17 protein-coding genes are annotated in these 24768 nt (G+C 41.6%); 10 read left to right on the top strand and 7 right to left on the bottom strand.

Annotation, left to right across the window (positions count from 1 at the left end):
• Positions 1 to 28: 28 nt before the first annotated feature.
• Positions 29 to 502, bottom strand: coding sequence for a hypothetical protein (locus HMPREF9009_RS22325; RefSeq protein WP_008771147.1), 474 nt, complete (start codon positions 500 to 502; stop codon positions 29 to 31).
• 1122 nt (positions 503 to 1624) lie between these two features.
• On the opposite strand from HMPREF9009_RS22325, the gene HMPREF9009_RS22320 reads away from it, so the two are divergent.
• The 3 genes from HMPREF9009_RS22320 to HMPREF9009_RS22310 all read left to right on the top strand — a co-directional run bounded on the left by HMPREF9009_RS22320 (position 1625) and on the right by HMPREF9009_RS22310 (position 6163).
• The gene (locus tag HMPREF9009_RS22320; protein ID WP_008645685.1) at positions 1625 to 2449 is read left to right on the top strand and encodes an Rpn family recombination-promoting nuclease/putative transposase; all 825 of its coding nucleotides are present in this window, start codon (positions 1625 to 1627) and stop codon (positions 2447 to 2449) included.
• 168 nt (positions 2450 to 2617) lie between these two features.
• A complete protein-coding gene (locus HMPREF9009_RS22315) occupies positions 2618 to 4825 on the top strand; it encodes a DUF5686 family protein (RefSeq protein WP_049703297.1) in 2208 nt (735 codons plus the stop codon).
• Positions 4826 to 5032: 207 nt separating this feature from the next.
• On the top strand, positions 5033 to 6163 hold the full coding sequence (locus HMPREF9009_RS22310) for a retron St85 family RNA-directed DNA polymerase (RefSeq protein WP_049703296.1): 1131 nt from the start codon (positions 5033 to 5035) through the stop codon (positions 6161 to 6163).
• A gap of 50 nt (positions 6164 to 6213) precedes the next feature.
• Here HMPREF9009_RS22310 and HMPREF9009_RS22305 read toward each other — a convergent pair whose 3' ends face one another.
• On the bottom strand, positions 6214 to 12255 hold the full coding sequence (locus tag HMPREF9009_RS22305) for a DUF3320 domain-containing protein (RefSeq protein WP_049703295.1): 6042 nt from the start codon (positions 12253 to 12255) through the stop codon (positions 6214 to 6216).
• 96 nt (positions 12256 to 12351) lie between these two features.
• Between HMPREF9009_RS22305 and rpsA the strand changes: the two genes are divergently transcribed.
• The 7 genes from rpsA (at position 12352) to HMPREF9009_RS22270 (ending at position 19757) form a co-directional block, all read left to right on the top strand.
• A complete protein-coding gene (gene rpsA, locus HMPREF9009_RS22300) occupies positions 12352 to 14151 on the top strand; it encodes a 30S ribosomal protein S1 (RefSeq protein WP_008645692.1) in 1800 nt (599 codons plus the stop codon).
• 495 nt (positions 14152 to 14646) lie between these two features.
• The gene (locus HMPREF9009_RS22295; RefSeq protein ID WP_004297445.1) at positions 14647 to 15648 is read left to right on the top strand and encodes an IS110 family transposase; all 1002 of its coding nucleotides are present in this window, start codon (positions 14647 to 14649) and stop codon (positions 15646 to 15648) included.
• A 143-nt stretch (positions 15649 to 15791) separates the two neighbouring features.
• On the top strand, positions 15792 to 16730 hold the full coding sequence (locus HMPREF9009_RS22290) for a ribonuclease Z (protein ID WP_049703294.1): 939 nt from the start codon (positions 15792 to 15794) through the stop codon (positions 16728 to 16730).
• Positions 16720 to 18261 carry a L,D-transpeptidase family protein gene (locus tag HMPREF9009_RS22285; protein WP_232313659.1) on the top strand — a complete coding sequence of 514 codons (1542 nt, stop codon included), beginning with the start codon at positions 16720 to 16722 and terminating at the stop codon, positions 18259 to 18261. Before HMPREF9009_RS22290 ends, HMPREF9009_RS22285 begins: the two co-directional genes overlap by 11 nt.
• A 24-nt stretch (positions 18262 to 18285) precedes the next feature.
• On the top strand, positions 18286 to 18837 hold the full coding sequence (locus HMPREF9009_RS22280; protein WP_008016827.1) for an RNA polymerase sigma factor: 552 nt from the start codon (positions 18286 to 18288) through the stop codon (positions 18835 to 18837).
• A gap of 47 nt (positions 18838 to 18884) precedes the next feature.
• Positions 18885 to 19262 carry a hypothetical protein gene (locus tag HMPREF9009_RS22275; RefSeq protein WP_004315844.1) on the top strand — a complete coding sequence of 126 codons (378 nt, stop codon included), beginning with the start codon at positions 18885 to 18887 and terminating at the stop codon, positions 19260 to 19262.
• Positions 19263 to 19289: 27 nt separating this feature from the next.
• Positions 19290 to 19757, top strand: a complete 468-nt coding sequence (locus tag HMPREF9009_RS22270) for a hypothetical protein (protein ID WP_049703292.1) — start codon at positions 19290 to 19292, stop codon at positions 19755 to 19757.
• A gap of 218 nt (positions 19758 to 19975) precedes the next feature.
• On the opposite strand, the gene mazG is transcribed toward HMPREF9009_RS22270, so the two are convergent.
• The 5 genes from mazG to HMPREF9009_RS22245 form a co-directional block, all read right to left on the bottom strand.
• Positions 19976 to 20764, bottom strand: coding sequence for a nucleoside triphosphate pyrophosphohydrolase (gene mazG, locus HMPREF9009_RS22265; RefSeq protein ID WP_008020955.1), 789 nt, complete (start codon positions 20762 to 20764; stop codon positions 19976 to 19978).
• Between the two features lie 37 nt (positions 20765 to 20801).
• Positions 20802 to 21971: an ATP-binding protein gene (locus HMPREF9009_RS22260; protein WP_008771152.1), complete on the bottom strand. Its 1170-nt coding sequence runs from the start codon at positions 21969 to 21971 to the stop codon at positions 20802 to 20804.
• A gap of 135 nt (positions 21972 to 22106) precedes the next feature.
• Positions 22107 to 22877 carry a zinc ribbon domain-containing protein gene (locus tag HMPREF9009_RS22255; protein WP_004315848.1) on the bottom strand — a complete coding sequence of 257 codons (771 nt, stop codon included), beginning with the start codon at positions 22875 to 22877 and terminating at the stop codon, positions 22107 to 22109.
• Positions 22878 to 22888: 11 nt separating this feature from the next.
• Entirely contained in the window at positions 22889 to 23476 is a 588-nt protein-coding gene (locus HMPREF9009_RS22250; protein ID WP_008771153.1) for a hypothetical protein, read from the bottom strand.
• A gap of 11 nt (positions 23477 to 23487) precedes the next feature.
• Positions 23488 to 24762: a DUF805 domain-containing protein gene (locus HMPREF9009_RS22245; protein ID WP_004315850.1), complete on the bottom strand. Its 1275-nt coding sequence runs from the start codon at positions 24760 to 24762 to the stop codon at positions 23488 to 23490.
• Positions 24763 to 24768 lie beyond the last annotated feature (6 nt).

The raw sequence follows: 24768 nt of genomic DNA, 5'->3' as shown, positions 1-24768 counted from the left end.
CCCTCTGTTGATTCTCTAACTTCTGTTCTTATTGCTTCTGTTGGTCCATTTCTTTAGCCATCTGTTTAACCAAACTTTCCACTTGGATATAATGGTTGTGATAGTTCTTGAATAACTGTTTGAACACTGGACTGTCCATAGCCATTTGGGTGAGAAATTGTAGGTGTTTACCCGTAGAGGTGTTCATTTGCATACGTTTTTCTTTGCTCAAGTTATCTTGTAGGGAGTAAACACCGCATGAAATTTGGATTTCTGCGATGCCTTCATCCCAAGGATGGGTGTTGAGGTGAGTCAATGCTGCCAAGATTTTTTTCAGGTCTTTCAGCAGAATGTTTAATAGTTCGAATTCGGTGCGGTTTATGGAGCAGGAATCCGGGTTTAGGAGGAAAGCGAATTTAAGGTAGAAATCCTTTAATTCTTCTTTAGGAATAACAAATGAATCTTTGGAAGCCTTTATCATGCCTCCCACCGCTGGTTGAACGGTAACTTGTTTTGTTTCCATAATATAATTATGAATAAGGTGGTAGGCGAAGATTTTCTATGAAATAAGAGCGGTTCCGCCTTTCCCGTTACTCTTCACCAACCAGGCAGTGGGTGCATTAACACTCCACACGGGGGTACGAAACCGCCATATGAAGCATCAGGACAGGCATAAAAATGCCTGCCACGAAAACGAGGCAGGTTCCCTGCCTGGTTGATATGAAGAGTATCACAAAGATACTACAATTTTTTTCTTTGTCAAGAATAAAAGGAGAAATAAAAAGGTAAGAGTAAGTATTTCTCTTTTTTATGCAGTTCTTAATTAAATGGGAATTTAGCAGTTAGGCTGAAAGCCTTACAATTATATATTTATTGGGGTGCCCTGAAAGGGCTTAATTATATAGCGTAGGGCAACGCCCTACGAAAAAGACACACCAGCCACAAGCCCTGCAAGGGCGGAACTGTATACAATTATGCCCTTTCAGGGCGCAAATTCAGACTACCGTTTTTTCGTAGGGCGTTGCCCTACGCTATATAATTAAGCCCTTTCAGGGCACTCCGCAAAATTATCATTTAGTTCATTTCTGTACCGTTATGAATCAAACTAGCGGTGGTTTGATTCTTTTCAAAAATCATGGTAAAATAAAGTATATCAACTTCTCTGTCAACTTAGAAATAAAAGTTTACTTTTGCCTTCCACAAGTTTCACAGACTCGTAAGTTGTAGTATGACAGATGTTTGCTGTGATTTAATGACCTCGTTTTAGCTTTTCACATCCTTCACACTCTAACGAAAAGCCCCCCGGTTCAAACAAAAGCTTAGGCGTTTCTTTATATGGAAGGATATAAGAAGATGAATATGACCGGATAACAGATTGAAATAGTTAACATGGTATCAGCCGACTTCAGTTGACCATACAGCCGACTGCAGTTGTCTAAGTCGCTGACTTTAGTTGACCGAACAGACGACTCTAGTTGTCTATTCATAAATCAACTTTAAAATCGTGATATAGAGTCGATATTGCGTAGTATCAAACCATATACTTCATGTTAGGTATTGGTTTGATTTTATTTTATCCTCCCATACTTGACACTATTCAACAAAAAAACTCTATCTTTGTTCTATAATTGAGATACAAGAAATAATGGGAAGATTTATCAATCCCTTTACCGATTTTGGCTTTAAGTTTTTATTCGGCAGAGAGGTAGAAAAGGAGTTATTAATCGACTTCTTGAATGATTTGCTCGTAGGAGAGCATGTAATTACCGACATCCAGTTCCTAAACAACGAACAGCAGCCGGAAGTAAAAACAGAACGAGGACTTATCTATGATATATATTGTAGAACCAATACGGGGGAGCATATTATCGTAGAAATGCAGAACCGGGAACAGCCTTACTTTAAAGACCGTGCCCTTTTCTATCTCTCTAGGGCTATTACCCAACAAGCGAGAAAAGGGATTTGGAACTTTCAATTAGATGCTGTGTACGGAGTGTTCTTCATGAACTTCGTGATGGACAAGGATATACCCTCTAAAATCAGAACGGATGTTGTCCTTTCTGACAGGGATACAGGTAAGCTTTTCAATAGTAAGTTCCGGCAGATTTTTATTGAATTGCCGAACTTTAATAAAGAAGAGGATGAATGTGAAAATGATTTTGAACGCTGGATTTATATATTAAAGCACATGGATACACTTGATCGAATGCCTTTCAAGGCTCGCAAAGCCGTTTTTGAACGACTGGAAAAGTTAGCCTCCAAAGCGAATATGACCCAGGAGGAAAGAATGCAGTACGAGGAAGAATGGAAAGTTTACAACGATTATTTTAATACGTTGGACTTTGCAGAACAAAAAGGTATACAAAAAGGTATACGAGAAACAGCCCGTAAATTGAAAGAATTAGGAGTGGATAATGATATTATCATAAAATCTACGGGTATTTCGAAAGAAGAAATAGAGAAATTATAATCTTTCTCCTATTATTAATAGACGACTCATGCATTCAAACATGAGTCGTTTTTGTTTATTCTTATATTTATATTAATCCGGTGTGAAAAGCTTCCTTCCCCTGATAACTCTTTTTAGTAGCTTAATTCCATTGCTTTTCGATATTCTTTTTTATATTTGCCTACGTTAATGAAGGAGATACGACAATTGAGAGATAAAATATTGATAGGATGCATATTGTGTCTGTTCTCTTTTATATCAAAGGGGGCAGCCAATAATTATATAATGAATCCTTATACCCATCAGGAAATCTCTGCCGACTCCATCATAGAACGTGTGATGACCTTTGCGCCTTTGTATGAAACGATAGTCAGCGATTATCGCGCGAACCTATATATAAAAGGTAAGATGGATATTCAGAAGAAGAATTTTATTCTCCGCTATGTGCCTTCCATGTTTCGTTTGCAAAAGGGCGTTCGCGAATATCTGCTTGAAACGTACAGTGACCTGCATTATACGGCTCCCAATATTTACGACCAGAAAGTAAAAGCCTCCCAGGGAACGGTGAGAGGAAACAGGGGATTGCCGGGCTTGCTCGAATACTTTAATGTAAATATCTACTCTTCGTCTTTGCTGAATGATGAACGCTTGTTATCACCACTGGCTAAAAACGGACAGAAATACTATAAATACCAGATAGACAGTGTGATGGGAGATCCTAATAATCTGGATTATCGAGTCCGCTTTATTCCCCGTACCAAGAGCGATCAGTTGGTAGGTGGATATATGGTGGTTAGCAGCAACGTCTGGAGTGTTCGTGAAATCCGTTTTTCGGGAAGATCGGAACTGATAACATTTACCTGTTGGATTAAGATGGGAGATGTCGGCAAGAAAAATGAATTTCTGCCGGTGCGTTATGATGTAGAAGCCCTTTTCAAATTCCTCGGAAATAAGGTAGATGGTAATTATACCGCTTCTTTAGATTATAAATCCATCGAACTGAAAGAAAAAAAGGTACGTAAGAAAGAGAAGAGGAAATATAATCTTTCGGAATCTTTCTCCTTGCAGTGTGATACGAATGCTTATAAGACGGACGCCTCTACCTTTGCTATCATGCGCCCGATCCCTTTGAACGAGAGCGAGAAAAAACTATATTTCGACAATGCGCTTAGACGTGACACAGCTACCATACAAAAGCCATCCAAGAGTCAGGCCTTTTGGGGAACGATGGGCGATTTGATGGTAGAAGATTATAAATTCAATTTGTCCAATATCGGAAGCGTACGGTTTTCTCCGTTTATAAATCCGCTTTTATTCAGTTATAGCGGAAGCAACGGTTTGTCTTATCGGCAGGATTTCCGTTACAACCGTCTTTTCAGAGGGGATAAATTACTTCGTATTGTGCCGAAACTCGGATACAACTTTACGCGTAAAGAGTTTTACTGGTCGTTGAATGCCGACTTTGAATACTGGCCGCAGAAACGGGGATTCTTCCGGTTGAATGTGGGTAATGGTAACCGTATTTATAGCAGTAAGGTGCTCGACGAACTGAAAGCCATGCCGGATAGTATCTTTAATTTCGATTTAATTCATCTTGATTATTTCAAGGACTTGTATTTTAACTTCCGCCATACAGTTGAGATAGTCAACGGACTGGATATCGGTCTGGGTTTCTCTGCCCATAAAAGAACAGCCGTAGAGCCTTCCCGTTTTGTGATTACCGGTGATTATCCGATGCCGCCTCCGGAGTTTATGGATAAATTCAAGAACACTTATATCAGTTTCGCTCCCCGCATCCGGATAGAGTGGACGCCGGGACTCTACTATTATATGAACGGAAAGCGAAAGATAAACTTACATTCTATCTATCCAACCTTCTCGGTCGATTATGAACGGGGAATTAAAGGAGTATTTAAAAGTACGGGCGAATATGAAAGAATAGAGTTTGACCTTCAGCATCAAATCCGGATGGGATTGATGCGTAATATTTATTATCGTTTCGGATTCGGGGCATTCACCAATCAGGATGAACTGTATTTTGTGGACTTTGCCAATTTCTCCCGCCATAATCTTCCCGTAGGCTGGAATGATGAAATCGGCGGAGTATTTCAGGTGCTTGACTCACGTTGGTATAACTCCTCCCGTCGTTATGTGCGGGGACATTTCACCTACGAAGCTCCATTCCTTATTCTCCGGCATCTGATGAAGTACACCCGTTATGTGCAGAATGAACGTATTTACATCAGTGCACTTTCTATGCCGCATCTTCAACCTTATCTGGAAGTCGGATATGGCATCGGTACGCATATTTTCGACGTGGGAGTCTTCGTAAGCAGCGAAAACTGGAAATTCGGAGGAATAGGCTGTAAGTTCACGTTTGAGTTGTTCAACCGATAGTTTTTCCCCGTTCCGGTTGTTTTATCGAAAGATTATACTTATCTTTGTATAAGAGAGGATGAGGGCCGAATTTAGCATCAAAGAGGTGTAGTCGCCTCGTAAGCACAGGTGTTTTTCCTAGAAAATAAATTCTAAGGTATAAATACCTAAATTTATTTTAGTAAATAACTCATCCTCTCTTCTCTTTGTTTATATACATAATACAAAATGGACGGAATTCTAATAACGATACTTATTGTCACAGGTTTTCTGATTTATAAGATGATTTCCTCAAGCAGAAAACAAGAGGGGTATAAAAGATGGAAAGCGACAGACGGTAGTAAGGAAGAAAAGACTACTAAAGTAAAATGGGAGCATGGAGCCTGGCTTAGGCATGCTTTGGGAGCGACAGTTTCAAGAGCACAGTATGTTCAAAAGTATGATGAATCGGCTGTTGTCTGGTGTGCCAATCTGTTGGGAATGGAAACGGGACAATTGAAGGAAATACTACGAAACGTTTCTGTACATTACCGGGAATTTTGGATGAGAAAAAGAAAAGGAGGGTATCGTATGATCTCTGCTCCTAACAAAACAATGCAATCCATTCAAGCGACTATTAATTCACGTATATTATCACCTGTAACGATGATTCATCCGGCAGCGGTAGGTTTCCGGAACGGTCATTCTGTAGTCGACAATGCCAATCCTCATTTAGGAAAGCGGTATGTGTTGAAAATGGATATTCATGATTTTTTCTTTTCTATACGGAGTCCGAGAGTGAAAAAGACATTTGAGAAGATCGGTTATCCGGAAAATGTATCTAAAGTATTGGGAACGTTGTGTTGTTTGCACAGACATTTGCCGCAGGGAGCGCCTACAAGTCCGTCGTTAAGTAATATCGTTAGTTATGAGATGGATAGGAAGTTGGCGGCATTGGCAGCGGAATACGGACTGACTTATACCCGGTATGCCGATGACCTGACTTTTTCGGGAGATGTATTTCCCAAAGAGCAGATTATTCCCCGTATTAAACAAATCATTCGTGATGAGAAATTCGAACCGAATCATAAAAAGACCCGTTTCATCAATGAGTATGGTAGAAAGATTATCACGGGAGTGTCCATCTCTTCCGGTGTGAAACTGACTATCCCTAAAGCCAGAAAGAGGGAAATCCGAAAGAATGTCTATTTCATCCTGACGAAAGGTTTGGCAGAACATCAGCGACGGATTGGTTCGAGTGATCCTGTCTATCTGAAACGGCTGATTGGAGAGCTTTGTTATTGGCGGTCAATAGAACCGGACAATAGCTATGTATCCGATTCTATTGCTGCCCTGAAACGTTTGGAGAAAGGGTATTGATCTAATTTCTGTCACCTGAATCTACTAGACAGGATCACTCGAACCAACATTTAATCCGCAATCGTCACCCGTTCATTTTCAATTTTGGCATAATTCCTTTTCACGGCTTCGCGAATACCTCTTTGCATGGCAGCGTCTATGTTCGATCCCATACGGGCAAAGCCGAATTGTTGTGCACATGCTTTTATCAAATCTGCCACAGGCAGGCTGATGGAGTCTGTCAACAGTTGTCGGATGGCATTGGCTATCTCTTCGGGAGCTATATCTGTCGCTTCCCGCTCGGAAACCGGACGATAAATAGAGTAGGAGATGCATTGCTCTCTGTTTTTCCAGCAAAAAACAAATCCTTCATGTTCGGTGCGATGGATATTTAGTGCATCTAAAGCTGTCTCTATCTGTGATTCTACCCGTGCTCCCAAACGACTGATTCCCCATTCAGACAGAATCTTCTTGCAAAGCAATGATTTGCTGACCGGAGCTTCATTCTCTATAATCTTCCGTATTTGAGAAGTGAGGATAGAATAGCTTTCACTAAAGAAAAAGTCTTCCGGCGAATAGCTGCCTGGAGTGATCTTTGCCGATCGGTACTTTTGCTGTATTCCGCTTTGTGCGGAAGATGCGGAAGCAGTTTGCTTTTCAGAAGTGGCAGGTGATGCTTTGAGTACAAATGAAATTTCATTGTTATCTCTCTCTGCAGTCGGTACTGCTTCTTTTATTGACTCTTCTTTTATTGGCTCTTCTTTTGTTATTTTTTCTTTGTCTGTCGACTCTTTGTTCACAGATTCTTTTTCTGCTGTCATTGGGGCAGAATCAATTTCGGTGGTTGTCGTTGTTTGGGCATTAACCTTTGAACTCTTTTTGCGTGCGATAGCCTCTTGAATAGCAGCTATTACTTCGTCCGGTTTTTCCCACCAGTCCATAGTCCATATCCGGTAGATATCCCAGCCGAGTGCTTTCAGTACATTGTTTTGCACAATTTCCCGGTCACGTGCGGTCTTGGTACGTTTGTAGTTTTTGCCGTCGCAGATAATACCTAATTGATAGTTGGAGGTATTTTCGGTGTCAACGATACCTATATCTATTTTGTAACCGGAGCATCCGATGTCTGTATGCACGGTGTATCCCAATGAACGCAGTTTATCGGCAATGATATTCTCGATGGAGGCTGCTGTTTCCGTTGATTGGGCTGTCACACTGTTGATTGTATTCCTAGTTCCTTTCTCCGCATATTCGAGGAAACGTTTTAATCCGGCTACTCCGATAGAGGAAGTCCGGTTCAGGTCAATCATATCCGATCTTAAAGTGGAATAGATAATCATCTCATACCGGGCACGGGAAACGGCCACATTCAACCTTCTTTCGCCACCTACCCGGTTCAATGGGCCGAAATTCATGCTGACACGTCCTTCCGCATCCGGACCGTAGCCCACAGAAAAGAGAATAACGTCCCGTTCATCTCCCTGCACATTCTCCAGGTTTTTGATAAACAACGGTTCGTCACATTCCAGAGCAAGAGTTTCCAGTTCGGGATGGAAGATAAAGAGGTCGGAAAGTAAGTCTTCTATCAAGGCTTGCTGAACGATGCTGAAAGTCACCACACCGATACTTTTCTTTCTCAATTCCTCGCTTCTCAATCTTCTGGCTATTTCGTCTACCACCGCTTGAGCTTCCGCCCGGTTTTGGCGCGATTTGCCTTTATCATAATAACCGTTGATGTTGACTATCCTGACTTTCGATTCAATGTTGTCCGGAGAAGGGAAAGTCATCAGTTTGTTATCGTAATATTCGGAGTTGCTGAAAGCGATGAGGCTCTCATGTTTGCTTCGATAGTGCCACAATAAATATTTGGAAGGGATAGACAAAGCAAGGCAGTCGTCAAGAATACTCTCCAAATCCTCCATCTCAATATTATCTTCATCTACGGTGCTGACCGAGAAGAAGCTGGTAGGAGGCATTTGTTTCGGGTCCCCCACGATAATCACGTTTTTGCCTCGGGCAATAGCGCCCACCGCTTCATAAGTAGGCATCTGTGACGCTTCGTCAAAGACAATCAAATCGAATTTGTCAGCATCCGTATCAATGAATTGAGCGACGGAAAGCGGGCTCATTAGCATACACGGACACATACGCGACAATAAAGTAGGAATCTGATCGAACAGCTTGCGGATGGATATGCCACGAGCATTGTTGCGGATATTCTTTTGAAGGATGCCCACTTCGGAACTTTGGATAGCTTCGTGAGTAAAAGACGGAATGTTGGAAGCCAGCCGCGCAAACAATTCTTTTTTGGTCGTTTCTTCGAATTTGGCGGATATTTGTTTGTATTTAGCAATAATATCGTTGAAAATTTTGCCGTTGAATAATTCCAGCGTGGGTTCTTTGGCAATGATATACTGAATAACCGCCTGGTAGAAACTCTTGCAGAAGATGTCTGTCAGTTGGTCGGTAGGGATATTCTTTTCCTTATATTCTGTCGCGACAAATCCGATTCCCAGTTTATTCAGAGTTTGGTATGCTTGTAACCACTGATACCAGTCTTTGAGTTTGTCGAGGTTATCTTTCCAGGTTTGGACTTTTGATAGCGCAATCGTTATCCAGTCGGCTGAAGAGGTATAAAGCTCTTCTGTTGATATACCCAACGTGCCGGACAACTTCTTTTCAATGACTGTGAGTGTATCCGACAACTGATACAGTTCATTGAAAGAGTGAGCGTGAATATCTCTGAATGTTTGAATCCCTTCTGTGAGCTGTACAGACAAATTCTGTTTGATTTGTGACACCTTGGCAATGTCCTTTGCGTAATTCAGCAAATGTGAGTGAAGAGAAGCCATATCATTGATAATCTGCTCAATGGCAGTCCAATCCTCATTCTTGCCGAATCGTCCGAACAAAGAGGGGAGTTGGCCAGTGTATTTCTGAACAGCGTCCTTTTCTTCCTGATACCGGATAATCCGGTGGAGTAGCGGTTTGATGTCTTCTGTTTCAATGGTTTTTAAAGCATAGATGTTGATAGCCTTTTTGATTTTTCGCTGACCGAAATATCTGGGAAGGAACCATTGATCGGATACCCGGTTCCATTCGGCTACCGTCTGCTTTGCGTTGATAGACAGAATCTCTTTGGTGAATCCTGCCTCTATTTCTTTTCTTTGTTCATCACGTTTTTGCCCATGAACCACCACTTCACGATATTCATTCAGCGTTTCATTCAATAACGGCAGAGTCAGCAATCCCGGAGTCAGCTCCGGAATATCGAGTATTCTCCGGATGATACAGGCAATCGTTTGGAAATCCTTGCGTGTAGGGTGTATATCCGTATCTTTCAGAAGTACGGAAAATACATCCAACTTCTGCCGGATGGTATTTAATAAATCAATGAAAGCGGTAAGTAATTGGGAGGCTTCTTCTTTTCCGGCAGATGAATATTCGGAAATCGAGATGCCTGTTAATGGATGCCGATAAGGGTGTCCGCACGCATTGGCGGTTCTGACTAACGATTCGATAGCCTCTTCCCATTGCGCAAATGTATCTTTGTCTAATGTATCCAGATAAGGTTGTGGAATCTCAAAACAAGGTTCGACGTCTACAGATTGATAATGGATAATGGCGTCGTATAGTGAAACTCCGAACGGATATTCTTTATGCAGGGCTTCAATATACTGATTCAGTTCTGCCCGCAAATTCAGCAAACGCTCCGCTTCCTTTTTGAATTCTTCGGGAGGTGTCTGCCTGATAATTTCCGTTGTTTCTTTCAGTTGTGAGATAACAGCGGATTTCTTTGTTTTGTTGGAATGAATTTCCAAACAGAACGGAGCCAAACCGATAGCTGCCAGTCGGTTTTGAACAACGGAGAGGGCAGCCATTTTTTCCGCAACGAATAAGACACGTTTCCCTTTGTAAAGCGCGTTGGCGATGATATTGGTAATTGTTTGCGATTTACCCGTTCCCGGAGGGCCGTGCAGGATAAAAGTCTTATCGTGTACGGCTTCGTAAATGGCTTCCAATTGCGAAGAATCGGCAATGATAGGCAATACGATGTCCGTTGGCGACAGTTGTTTGTCCATATCCGTTGCGTCTATTTCTTCTGTTGCGGCTTCCCATTCTATCTTTCCGTTGATGAGGCTTGAAACAATTTTGTTCTGAATCAGTTTATTGGCATTATTGTGAATGTCATTCCACATGATGAACTTATTGAAAGAGAAGATGCCTAGGATGGCCTGCTCTTCCACGTCCCATTTGCGTTGGTTTTTGATACTGTTACGAATGATGGAATAAATCAGTTTGACGTTAACGCCGCTTTCATCGGTGGGCAACGGGTCTAATCCCGATACGGTAATTCCGAAGTTTTGGCGAAGCATTTCTAATAACGTAATATTCATCATCGTTTCCTCTTCCCGTGAACGGATCACATAGCCTTTAGCTGCCGACTTACGGATGATTTCAACCGGCATTAGCAGGATGGGAGCGTAGCGGGGACGTTCGCTGGAAGGAGTCTCATACCATTTCAAAAGTCCGAGAGCCAGATAAAGAGTGTTGGCTCCGTTCTCTTCAATAGAGGTACGCGAGGAACGGTATAGGTGAGTCAGTGCTTTGCCTAAATCGTTTTCGGACAGATAAAAACGCAATCTTTTCTGTGAAAGCTCCGAGTTGATGAAACCAACCACCGGATCAGACTCCGGTACAGAGGAGTAAATTCCGAAATCCATCGCCGGGCTTTCCCAATCGGCAGGGCGGTGCAGGATGCGGAATTCTTCTCCGTCAGCCAATGCATCTTCCAGACAAGCCAGATTAGCCGGGATCAGTTGGAGCGTGTTTTTGGTAATCCGGATATTCAGCAGGTTGTTGCGAAGGCTCAAGTCCAGCAACCGCCTTTCCCATAACAGTTGTTTGGTGATTACGGTCTGGGTTTCATTGCCCGATAAATCATACGGATTGATACTTTGCGGAGTGGCATGAACGGCACTTTTCTGAATGTTGGTCTCTTTTTCGTCGACTTCCCATACCTGTCCGTGCAAAATACGTTGAGGGATGGGACGTACACCCGAATATCTCGCTCTCTTGATGTCTATTGCAAGAAGGAAGTTATTCCCATCCGTCAACTTTCCGTTTGCTTTCTTCACCGCATCGTCAAAATCGGACGAATGTCCCATGTTCATGCAGGTCGTTTCAACCAAAGTAATGTCGTAGATTCCTTCCGCTGTTCTTTTCGTTAATAGAGAAACATCATCAATCGTAGGATCCGGGAAAGTTTCCGGCACCAGCCAGGCTCCTGCAAAGGCATGCCCTTGCGTGATGACGATTAAAGCATTCAGCCCGATTGCCTCCAGACAGGAAGCATAGAGCAAAGCCATATCCAGGCAGGTTCCCAATTTCTGTGCCATCACAGAATCGGCTAACCGGACACGCTGCCCATATTCTTCGAAACTGGCGGGAACGGTACTATATATAATCTGTTGCTCCGCGATAGCCGTATAGATGGCAGCCATCTGTTTCCTCACCCTGTCCGGAGTGCGGCTTTGATATTCATCGAGAGACGGGTTGCCGGTCCATTGCCCCAGGATGGAAGCTGCTCTTTTGATAATCGGTGAGATAGCCGTATGATTGGGAGTGATAAAAGCAGCCAGCATTTCGGGCAATACGTTGAGTCCGCCCCATTGGTCGTATGCCAGGATGTCGATAGGATATGTTTGGCAGAATATCGGTTCCGCTTCAGCAGTAATTTCAATTTTCAGGTTGCCGGATAAACGTTCGGTCAGTTGTGTGAAGTAGTTGGCGGACAAAGTGAGATTGAATGACGACAGACGGATCGAACCGTTTGCCGGGATCTGTTCCACAGCCATCGGAGCGGCGTTTCCGAAAGTCGGTTCTGTCGTGATTACTACTTGAATGTCCTTCAGTGGGACAGATGTCGTGTTCTCAATAGAAAGCTGATGAATGACCGATGCTCCGTTTTGTTGTATCGCAAAATTAATAAGCGGTAAATAGTCGCATTGCACCTTGACTTTGTCCAATCTCTCGTCCATGGCAAAAACTGTATAAATTAAGAATTGCAATATTACAAAAAATACGGATATAAATCTCTTTTCTTCTGCCATTCTTTTGTCAATCAAGAAAATATTTCTACCTTTGCGCCCGATTTATAGATAATATAATGTCTTATTTAATTAAAGTATTAAACAATTTTATTATTAATGGAAAACTTAAAGAACGTAGCTCCTATTGAAGATTTCAACTGGGATGCTTATGAAAATGGCGAAACAGTAACCAACGTTAGCCACGATGAACTTGAAAAAGCTTACGACGGTACGCTTAACAAAGTGAACGACCGTGAGGTTGTTGACGGAACCGTAATCGCAATGAACAAGCGTGAAGTAGTTGTGAACATCGGTTACAAATCAGACGGTATCATCCCTTTGAATGAATTCCGTTACAATCCGGACCTGAAAGTAGGTGATACAGTAGAAGTATACATCGAAAATCAGGAAGACAAAAAAGGACAGCTCGTTCTGTCACACAGAAAAGCCCGCGCTACTCGTTCTTGGGATCGCGTTAACGCCGCTCTGGAAAATGAAGAAATTATCAAGGGTTACATCAAGTGCCGCACGAAGGGTGGTATGATCGTAGACGTATTCGGAATCGAAGCATTCTTGCCGGGTTCTCAAATCGACGTTAAACCGATCCGCGACTATGATGTATTCGTTGGCAAAACAATGGAATTCAAAGTGGTTAAAATCAACCAGGAATTCAAAAACGTTGTTGTATCTCACAAGGCTCTTATCGAAGCTGAACTGGAACAACAGAAGAAAGAAATCATCGGTAAACTCGAAAAAGGACAAGTTCTTGAAGGAACTGTTAAAAATATCACATCTTACGGTGTATTCATCGACCTTGGTGGCGTAGACGGTTTGATCCACATCACTGACCTTTCTTGGGGACGTGTTAGCGATCCGAAAGAAGTGGTTGAACTGGATCAGAAGCTCAACGTTGTTATCCTTGACTTCGATGACGAAAAGAAACGTATCGCTCTTGGCTTGAAACAACTGACTCCGCACCCATGGGATGCTCTTGATACTGACTTGAAGGTTGGTGACAAGGTGAAAGGTAAAGTGGTTGTTATGGCTGACTACGGTGCATTCATCGAAATCGCTGCTGGCGTAGAAGGTTTGATCCACGTTTCAGAAATGTCTTGGAGCCAACACCTGCGTTCTGCACAAGATTTCATGAAGGTAGGCGACGAAGTAGAAGCTGTTGTTCTTACACTTGACCGCGAAGAACGTAAGATGTCTTTGGGTATCAAACAACTGAAACAAGATCCATGGGAAACAATCGAAGAAAAGTATCCTGTAGGTTCTAAGCATACTGCAAAAGTACGTAACTTCACTAACTTCGGTGTATTCGTAGAAATCGAAGAAGGTGTAGACGGCTTGATCCACATCTCTGACCTTTCTTGGACTAAGAAAGTAAAACACCCGTCAGAATTTACACAGATTGGTGCTGACATCGAAGTTCAGGTATTGGAAATCGATAAAGACAACCGTCGTTTGAGCCTTGGCCACAAACAACTCGAAGAAAATCCTTGGGATGTATTCGAAACTGTGTTCACTGTAGGTTCTGTACACGAAGGTACTATCATCGAAATGTTGGATAAGGGTGCTGTTGTAGCTCTTCCTTACGGTGTAGAAGGTTTCGCAACTCCGAAACACCTTGTAAAAGAAGACGGTTCACAAGCACAGTTGGATGAGAAACTTGAATTCAAAGTGATCGAGTTCAATAAAGACGCTAAGAGAATCATCCTGTCTCACAGCCGTATCTTCGAAGATGTAGCTAAAGCTGAAGAAAGAGCAGAAAAGAAAGCTGCTTCTGGCGCAAAGAAAGCATCTTCTGGTAAGAGAGAAGATTCTCCGATGATTCAAAACCAAGCTGCTTCAACTACTTTGGGCGACATCGACGCTCTGGCTGCATTGAAAGAACAGTTGGAAGGAAAGAAATAATCTGAACAGAATATTTTCTGATGAAGGCGCTCCCGGTTGGGGGCGCCTTTTTTTATTCACCACAGAGGACGCAGAGGACACAGAGGGTAGGGAGGATATAGAGAGGGTATAGAGGACAGGAAGGATATGGAGAATACAGAGGGGGTGAAGGCTTGATTTAACAAACTAACGATGGCGATATATTTTATTTATATAAATCTACCCTCTTCTTATCCTCCGCATCTTCTCCATATCCTCCTTACCCTTCTTACCCTCTGCGTCCTCCTTTAGATTTGCACTGTGAAAAATAAAGGTTGAAATATTACCTTTGTGGTTAAAACAAGTTAACCAAGGAAAGTAGGTGACCCATTGTGTCCTCTAGGCAGAAGCCCTATCCACGGAATTAGTCCTTCTTTCCTTATCAGTTGAACAGATCCAATTAGAATTTTAGGTCGTTGGCCTATTAAAGGATATAGTTTGTTCAACCTATGGTTAACCCTTTAATAGTGCAAAAATATGGAAAAGAAATGGTTTATTGGCATTGACATCTCAAAAAAAACTTTGGATGTTGTTATTTACGTTCCTACAAAGAAACATGCGGACGAAACAAATTATGAACGCTTCTTAAACAAAGAAGAGGGCTACAAATCTCTTCTTTGTTGGTTGAAAAAGAAAAACATGGCAAAGAAAAGGCTGGTCATTAGTATGGAAAATACGGGTATTTACAGTTTTGACTTATGCCTTTTTCTAGAAGCAGCATCCATCGATTACTGTTCTTTCAATCCTCTTCATTTAAAACGTTCCTTAGGCTTGGTACGTGGGAAAAATGACCGTGTAGATGCCGAAAGAATAGCCTATTTTGCTTATCTTCATCGGGATGAACTATCTTACTCTAAGCTGTCAGGGAGTTCAATTATCCGTTTGCGTGACTTTGCTGCAGAGAGAAAACGTTTTGTAAAGCAGCAAGCTGAATACAAAGGTTTTCTCACTGATAGAAAAGATTGTGAAATGACTTCTACCATTGAGCGCGCTGCCCATATGGTAAAGATACTGGATGAAGAAATTGCAAGTGTTGAAGAAGAAATGCTGCAAATTATCAATTCAGACCCATCTATTCTCCGAAATTATGAGCTCTTAAACAGTATTAAAGGCATTGGGACGATCAATGCGATGAATACAATCATACATACTAATAATTTTCAGGCATTTGAAACGGCACGTCAATATGCATGTTATTTAGGTATTGCTCCTTTTGAGCATTCTTCGGGAACAAGTATTAAAGGTAAAACAAGGGTTTATCCCACGGGAGCAAAACTATTGAAAGCGGATCTTTCACAAGCTGCTAATTCAGCGATTGTATGGGATAAGGAAATGAAAGAGTATTATGAAAGGAAAAGGAAGGAAGGGAAAGCTTATGGAGTAGTGCTAAATGCAGTCAAGTTTAAACTAGTAGGAAGAATGTTTGCTGTGGTCAAAAGGGGAACACCCTTTGTGGAGTTAATGACTTACAAAAAGTAAACGGACTGAAATAGCCCGTTTAACTTCTTTAACTGTTTTTTATAGGCCTATTATTTGCATAGGTCTTAGAATTCCGTGGTGAATAGAAAAAAAAGTTTCTTCCTTTGCAAGATTGAATCTGAAATGCTTTATCTTTGCATACCATGGAAAAATTTGAGTTACATATATTGGGATGCGGTTCCGCTTTGCCTACCACGCGACATTTTGCGACCTCTCAAGTCGTGAACCTGCGTGAAAAACTATTTATGATTGATTGTGGCGAGGGAGCACAAATGCAGTTACGCCGTTCGCGACTGAAATTTTCCCGATTGAATCATATCTTCATCTCTCATCTACATGGTGACCATTGTTTCGGATTGTTGGGGCTGATTTCTACATTCGGATTATTGGGAAGAACAGCCGATTTGCATATTCATTCTCCACGAGGACTGGAAGAACTGTTTGCACCGATGCTTGCTTTCTTTTGTAAGACTTTGACTTATAAGGTGTTCTTCCATGAATTCGAAACGAAAGAACCGATGCTCATTTACGATGACCGTTCGGTGACTGTGACCACCATCCCTTTAAAACATCGAATTCCCTGTTGCGGTTTCCTTTTTGAAGAGAAACAGCGTCCGAACCATATCATCAGAGACATGGTGGACTTTTATAAAGTCCCGGTCTATGAACTGAACCGTATCAAGAATGGAGCAGACTTTGTAACTCCCGAAGGAGAAGTAATACCCAATTTGCGTCTGACCCGTCCTTCGGCTCCGGCTCGTAAATATGCTTATTGCTCCGATACAATCTATCGCCCGTCGCTTGCCGAACAAATCAGCAATGTAGATTTGCTTTTCCATGAGGCTACCTTTGCGCAGACAGAGCAGGCACGTGCCAAGGAAACTTATCATACTACGGCTGCGCAAGCCGCACAACTAGCTTTGGACGCCAATGTGAAACAATTGGTGATCGGACACTTTTCAGCCCGTTACGAGGATGAATCTATTCTATTTGATGAAGCATCCGCCATTTTCCCGCAAACCATTTTAGCGAAAGAGAATATGTGTATTGACGTTGATGGAGGAACTGTGTATGAGAAATAGACGCCTGCTTTGGGGAGCGGTAATCCTGTTCATCGGTTGTTTGGCAGCCTGTAAAAAAGAGAAACCCCAATCTCCGATACCGGACTCTCTGGCTTCCCTGCAAGAGTTGTTCAACCCTGCTTATCAAATAGATGCCGACAGTATTCGTCTGATGATTCGTTCCTATTTGAACGAAAACCCCGTAACTCCCTGGGATTCGGCTTTGTTGGCCCATTATCGGGAAAAAGATGAATTCTTCTGGTTGAATGACTCGCTCGTGTCCGATAAACCTGCCGCACAGGTGGCGGACTCTATGTTGTTCTGGCTGGGAGACATCTCACGGCATGGCATTAACCCGAATCTTTATTCGGTCGATAGCATCCGTGAGAGATTGCAACAAATACGTTCTTTGAAGTTGCAGGAAGGAAAGACAATGAACCGTCTGTTGGCAGATGTGGAATATCAGTTGACAGCCGCATATCTTTCGTATGTGTGCCAGTTGAAGTTTGGTTTCCTGCCTTCGGAACACAGATGGAATGATTCGATCAATCGTATTCCCTTAAAACATTGTGATGTAACTTTTGCAAATGCCGCCCTCGATTCATTGCGTGCAAATCCAATTGCTGCTCTTCGTGGAGCACAACCTTCTTCTCCGCTTTATCGCAAGATGCAGGAAGAACTGGTTCGTGTAAATGCTTGGGGGAAAACGGATACTACGGATTATTACCGGAATCGTCTGTTGGTTAATATGGAGCGGGCACGTTGGCAATATGCATTGGACAAAGGACAGAAATATGTGATAGCCAATGTGGCGGCATTCATGTTGCAGGCAATCAACGAAGAAACGGACTCTATCCTGGAGATGCGTATCTGTGTGGGGAGTGTGAAAAATAAAACTCCTCTGTTGTCGAGCAGGATTTATTATATGGAACTGAATCCGTATTGGAATGTACCTCAAAGTATTATCAGGAAAGAAATCATCCCTACTTATCGCAGAGATACGACCTATTTCACCCGTAATCGCATGAAGGTATACGATAAGAACGGCTTACAAGTAAACCCTCATCAGGTTAATTGGGCTAAATATGCAGGAAAAGGTGTACCTTATACGGTGAAGCAGGACAATAAAACGGGGAATTCATTGGGACGCATCATCTTCCGCTTTCCTAATCCTCATTCTGTATATCTGCACGATACTCCTTCCCGGTGGGCTTTCACGCGAAACAATCGTGCGGTGAGCCACGGTTGCGTCCGCCTTCAGAAAGCACTCGACTTCGCGTTCTTCCTGTTGAAAGAACCGGATGAATTATTGGAAGACCGTATCCGCATTGCAATGGATATCAAGCCGGTGAGTGAAGAGGGGAAGAAGCTGCCTGTCAGTGCGGCCTATCGCGAACTGAAACATTATAGTTTAGAGAAATATATACCTTTATTTATAGATTATCAGACGGTTTATCTGTCTGCCGATAATAATTTGAGGTATTGTGAGGACATTTATAAATATGATTCGTCTTTACTAGAAGCAATGAACAACCTGAATTTGAAACCATAAATAAACATACAGATACAAGAGATTATGATTCCTTATAACGAACGCGAAGTTCTGAAACTCCTTCAGGAGGAGAGTACACAGCGGAAAGGATTTGAAATGATTGTGGCGCAGTATAGCGAGCAATTATATTGGCAAATCCGCCGGATGGTACTGTCGCATGAGGATGCGAACGATCTCCTGCAAAACACTTTCATCAAGGCATGGACGAATATCGATTATTTCCGTGCCGAGGCGAAACTGTCTACCTGGCTCTATCGCATCGCGCTGAACGAATGTCTTACCTTTCTGAACAAGCAGCGCGCTATGACTACCGTGGATATTGACGATCCTGAAGCTGCGATTGTGCAGAAGTTGGAAAGTGACTCCTATTTTTCGGGCGACGAAATACAGTTGTGTCTGCAAAAAGCTCTATTGACTTTGCCGGAAAAACAGCGTATGGTGTTCAACCTGAAATATTATCAGGAAATGAAATACGAAGAGATGTCGGAAATCTTCGGCACATCGGTTGGTGCGCTCAAGGCGTCATATCATCATGCGGTGAAGAAAATAGAGAAGTTTTTAGAAGAAATAGATTAAACCTTTTAAATTGGACGTTGTCTAAGTAAAAGAGAGGAGAAAAACGTATGAAAGAAGAAGATATCCTATTGAAGAAGCTTGGTAAGGAAAATTCCTTCAAAGTGCCTGATGGTTACTTTGAAAACCTGACTTCGGAGGTAATGAATAAACTTCCTGAAAAAGAAAAAGTTGTTTTCAAGGAAGAATCTGTCAGCACATGGACAAGACTGAAACCATTGCTCTATCTCGCTGCTATGTTTGTAGGTGCGGCCCTGATTATCCGGGTAGCGTCGACAGATCACAAGCCTGCTGCGGTCGATGAAGTGGCGGTGACGGAGGTGGATACTGAAGTCGTATCGGACGAAATGCTGGATGTGGCACTAGACCGCGCTATGCTGGATGATTATTCGTTATATGTTTATTTGAGTGACGCAAGTGTAGAATGATTTATTAAAACTGATTGAATACAGAAAATGAGAAAACTAATCGCATGGGTTGTTTTGTTGTGTGGCTTTATGCCTGTTCTTTGGGCTGCTGACGGATGTGATCAGCATTTATCCCGGGAGGAGTTCAGGGCAAAACAAAAGGAATTCATTACCGAACAGGCAGGATTGAGTAAAAAGGAGGCAGCCAAGTTCTTTCCCGTCTATTTTGAACTCCAGGATAAGAAGAAGAAGCTGAATGATGAATCGTGGGATTTGATGCGCAAAGGCAAGGATGATAAGACAACGGAAGCTCAATATGCAGAAATCAACGATAAGGTAGCTAACAATCGTATTGCTGCCGATCAGCTTGATAAGACTTATCTGGGTAAGTTCAAAAAGATTCTTTCCAGTAAGAAGATATTTCTCGTGCAGCGTGCGGAAATGCGCTTCCACCGGGAGATGATAAAAGGAATGAATCGTGGCAAGGATAAAGGAAACGATTCGAAGAAGAAATAAAGAAAAACAGAGCGTCTAACTCGTATGAATAGACGCTCTGTTTGAGTAAAATAGAGGCTCTACTCGCACGGAATAGAGCCTCTATTTTTTTATTTAGACAGCATTGATTTTAAGTATTCTATTTCTGCAATCAATAGTGGAATATCCTGTTTGGCATGTGTTATGAACTCCAAATCATCTTTCGATGATGGCATTTAAATCAATATTACTCATGGGTTTTACAGTCCTTTTTTCTTTGCTTCATTCCAAATAGCATCCATCTCTTCAAGAGACATATCCTTCAGGCTTTTTCCTTCCTTGATAGTATGTTCCTCCAAATAATTGAAGCGACGGATAAACTTTTGATTGGTAAGTTCCAAAGCATTATCAGGATTGATCTTGTAGAGACGCGCTGCATTGATAAGGCTAAACATAACGTCGCCGAATTCAGCTTCCGCCTTGTCCTTATCCATATTGGCTACTTCATCCTGAAACTCTCCGATTTCTTCCTTCACTTTATCCCATACTTGTTCACGCTCTTCCCAGTCGAAACCTACATTGCGGGCCTTGTCTTGAATACGATAAGCCTTGATGAGCGAGGGGAGGGCAGCGGGTACACCGCTCAATACACTCTTATTTCCGTCTTTCTCCTTTAGCTTCAACTGTTCCCAATTTTCGGAAACTTGTCCTGCTGTCTCTGCTTTTACCTCTCCGAATACATGCGGGTGACGGAAAATCAGTTTATCACACAGTTTGTCGCAAACATCTTTGATGTCAAAATCTCCTGTTTCCGAGCCTATCTTGGCATAGAAAGCAACGTGCAATAATACGTCACCCAATTCCTTGCAGATTTCTTTCTTGTCATCCCTCATCAGGGCGTCGCAAAGTTCGTAAGTCTCTTCTATGGTGTTGGGACGCAGACTTTCATTGGTCTGTTTGCGGTCCCAGGGACATTTAACACGCAGTTCGTCGAGAATGTCCAGGAAGCGTCCGAAGGCTTCCATCTGTTCTTGTCTGGTATGTGACATAAATATATTTTGTATTAAAATTGTTATAAGGCTATTATTAATAATTCATTCCGAAATTCCAAAGTGGAATAATATTCCCGTATCCGGTTTCTATATCATCTTTTACAATGTATCCTTCTTTGGCTCCGGTTATTTGTTGTTGTCCTTTGTTTTTTCCGCCTATTTCAAATGTTCTTTCTCCTATTTGGAAATCTGAGATTTTGGAAGATATAATATCCTGTTTAACTCGCATTTGGTTATAAAAAAATGTTTCGCGGATATTACCGATATTGGAATTCTCTCTTCCTAATGCATAAATGAGATTAGTATTATCAAGATATATTTTTTCTACTTTGCCCAGACCTCTGACCCCGCCTGTGTCATCGCGAACTTGAGCTATCATCCCCGCTTTCTCGATATAAAGTAAGTAATCGCTTAAATAATTACGACTAACTCCAATGATGTCAGCAAGTTTTTGCATGACAGGCTTAAATGGAACGCTTTTGGCAATAATCATCAACAGTTGTTTCAATTTACGTCCTGTGGAGACATTCATATTAGCATATTGAGGTATGTCATTTTCCATAGTCTGGTTGATTACTTGGTTCAACTCGATTTCAAAAGTGATATCTTTGCTAAACGGGTAATAGCCGTGTTGTATATATTCAGCGAATAGCGGAAGTGGATGTGCTATTCCCGGAATTTCAACTTTATGTTCCAGTATCTCTTCTAATGTGTAGACTGGTACATGAATTTGATGGAACATACTTAAATATTCTCTGAAAGACAGCCCTTGCATTTCATAGATGGGGGCACGTCTGCTTAAATCTGCCGTTCCTTTATAAATATCCAAAATAGAGGAACCGGTGAAAAGAACTTGCATATCAGGATAAGAATCGAATATCTGCTTCAATTCACGAGACCAGTTAGGGTATTTGTGTATTTCATCAATAAATAGGTGCTTGCCACCTCGTTTGCTGAATTTGTCTGTTAGGTCAATCAGGGAATTATCGGCAAAGTACATATTGTCTGCTGAAACATACAATGTGTCTTTCGGATTCATGTTCTGCTTGATATGTTGAAGGAACATGGTGGTTTTACCTACCCCGCGTGGCCCAACAAGTCCGAGCATATGGCTATCCCAGTTTATTTCAGTATACTTGTATCGGATGAAATCGGTACTTGTAGCTTTAAGGAGTTTATTGAAGTTTTCGTATAATCTGTCCATGGTTGGTATATATTTATATGCAAATATACGTCAATTGCACAACAAAAGTGCAGAAAACTATAATTTTCTGCACTTTTGTTGTGCAATTGGTAAGGCTAATCAAATGAAAATGTCTTCTTGAGGGATTTAGTTGGCTCAATCCGTTAATAATTCCGCTTGTATATATAGAATATAGCTGATTATCCAAAACTCAATAAAAGAAATAATTGTATTAGTCATACTAAATTCATCTTCTGATATTAGAGCGGCGGCAGATATAACTATGATTAGAGATGCCAACATTCCCCATCCTAATTTATTTAATAGTCCGTTGAAGTGTCGGATAAATTGGACTCCAATTATGGTTGATGTAATAAGCATACCTAATATAACAAAAAGAGAGATAAGTATTCCAATGTAATCTTCGTCTGCAATAGAGATTAAATCCATACATAAAATCAAAAAAGATACTACTACAGTGATTATAATATTGGTAATTAATAAGCCGCTCATGGGTTTGGTTTGTTGTTTCATCCCTATATATAAGGCGTAAGCGAATATTATATCGACCAAGCCAGACAATAAGTCAGCCACCCATTCTGGAATATAGGTTGCCCACTGCATGATTTGTAGCCATTTGTGTGGATTGGTAAGGTGGCATACTCCACTTTGATGTGACATTGAAATGAATGTCGCAATGACTCCTGTCCAAAATAGGATTAGGACAAAGTCAGAAATGGGAGTTTTTAAATGATTCACTTCTGTTTTATGATTATTTGAATCCCTTTGAAAGGACACTTCTGTAGTGGCTTGATTTTTTGTATTGGAAACTGAGTCTTCCAACCATTCTCCGCAGTGCCTGCATTTCTTTGCAGTTGCTTGTATCTCTTCGCCACAGAAAGGGCATTGTTTGGTATTGTTTATCATGTTTTCAAGTTTTATTTTATTCTTATCAGTTTAATAACTCCATCTGTTGCATCGAACGACATATTGTCTCCTTTAATATTCACATTCTGGTAACAGTCTTCGTTGTTTTCGTTTTCTGAATACCAATTATAGAGATGTTCTTTCAATTCTTCTATTGATTCTTGAATGAGTGATTGCCCATAGTTTTTAATAAAACTTTGTGCAAGAGATTCGGATAATCTATCTGCGCCCGGGAAACTAATCCCCTCAAAAGTGACTTTCAGAGTCGACAGGTCGTAAGTGAAATAGATGTCACCGACTTCTATCTTCCATGTACCTTCAATGATACTTTTGCATTGCATATTATATTCTTGTCCGTCTTCAACTTCTCCACATTCGGTGAAGTAGGTTGTTTCTTTTAAGTCTCCTCCAGGAATACTCCCTTTCACAGAACCGAAATCATAATAGGTTTTCTCTTTGCATCCGTCTTCTTCGACTATGCGGATGCTTTCCCATGTGCCGCACGCTTTTTTTGCCATTTCCATATCGTTGCATGAGGTGCAGAAGATACACAAAAGAGATAATAGAGTGAATGATGTAAGTAAGTTGTTATGTTTCATGATGGTAAAATTTAATTCGTTGTAATGGTAAGTCCGTTGGCATAGCTGACGTTATATACGAAATTGGGAGATATGTTGTGAAAACCATCGAATACAACCTGATACTCTTTATTTCCCAAATTATGAAACTCTTCTATTTGTACTTCGTCATGGGGCAAATAGTTGTCGAATATCTCAAACCATTGGCTGTTGAAAACAACTTTGCGTTTTTTAAGACATTCTATTGCTGTATGCCCCAAGTCACTCTCGGTGAAATCACTCCTGAAGCTCCTGTTGCCACTTGCGTATGCCTGTAATAGTCGAGAGAAGTTTGAGAAATCGAATTGTTGCAATAACCATTTAAATTCGGTATTGGAGATGACAAGTAAATCGTCATTTTCTACAAGTTCTTCGGTGAGGGTTAGCAAACCTTCTCCTTTGTATCCTTTAGTTATGGCTTGTTTCATGTTGTAGCAGAAGGTATAAATGGCATAATAGCAAGAGAAATCGTGTATAATGCGTTTTTTTATTTCCGCATTGTTTCCGCTATTGATGCTTTGCCTGTTTTTTGAATAACCTATATTGCCCAATGTATCCACTCCTGCGGTGTCTCCGTCAAGAGTCCAATCGCTGTGTTGAAGTTGAGGCATTTGGAGATGGTTGGCAGATTTGAAATAGGTGAGTACAACCAGAATGGCTACAACTACTATCGACGCATTGAGCACAATTTTGTCGGTAATGGTTAAAGGAGTGGAGGCGTTAGCTGCATTTCCTTTCTTGCACAGCAGGAAGAGTAGCCAAAAGATACCGACTAAGGGGAGGAGGACAATCAGAAACCACCATCCGCTTTTTCCAATGTCGTGCAAGCGACGTATACCGATGGCGAGTGAAGGAATGGTGAGAGTCAGTGAGACGATTGTGAATAGCCAACCATAGCCGAGGCTTTCTCCAAATAGTTGGAAGTCGATTCCCGATAATATATCTATGCATGATGCGGCAATAGCTATGATGTTGTAGAATAGGATGTAAAGCCAATATTGCTTTCTTGTGGCCATTCCGTTAAAGTCGGCATATTGCTTGCATATGACACGGATGAAATAGTGGGATAAGAAAGAGGGCTGTGGGGTCTCTTTGTTCTCGCAGCTTGTGGCATCTTCTTCTCTTTGTTCGGTGCAAACAGGGCAGGCAACCATTTTCTTAGTTACCGTTTGCTTTTCTTCTAACCATTCACCACAGTATTTGCATTTTTTGGCTACAGCCAAAATCTCTTCTCCGCAAAAAGGGCATTTTTTTGTTTCTTTTTCCATAGTATC

The sequence above is a fragment of the Bacteroides sp. 3_1_13 genome, from assembly GCF_001185845.1.
GTDB lineage: Bacteria > Bacteroidota > Bacteroidia > Bacteroidales > Bacteroidaceae > Bacteroides > Bacteroides xylanisolvens.
Note: the sequence above shows the minus strand (reverse complement) of the source record. Positions and strands in the feature narration are given on the sequence as shown.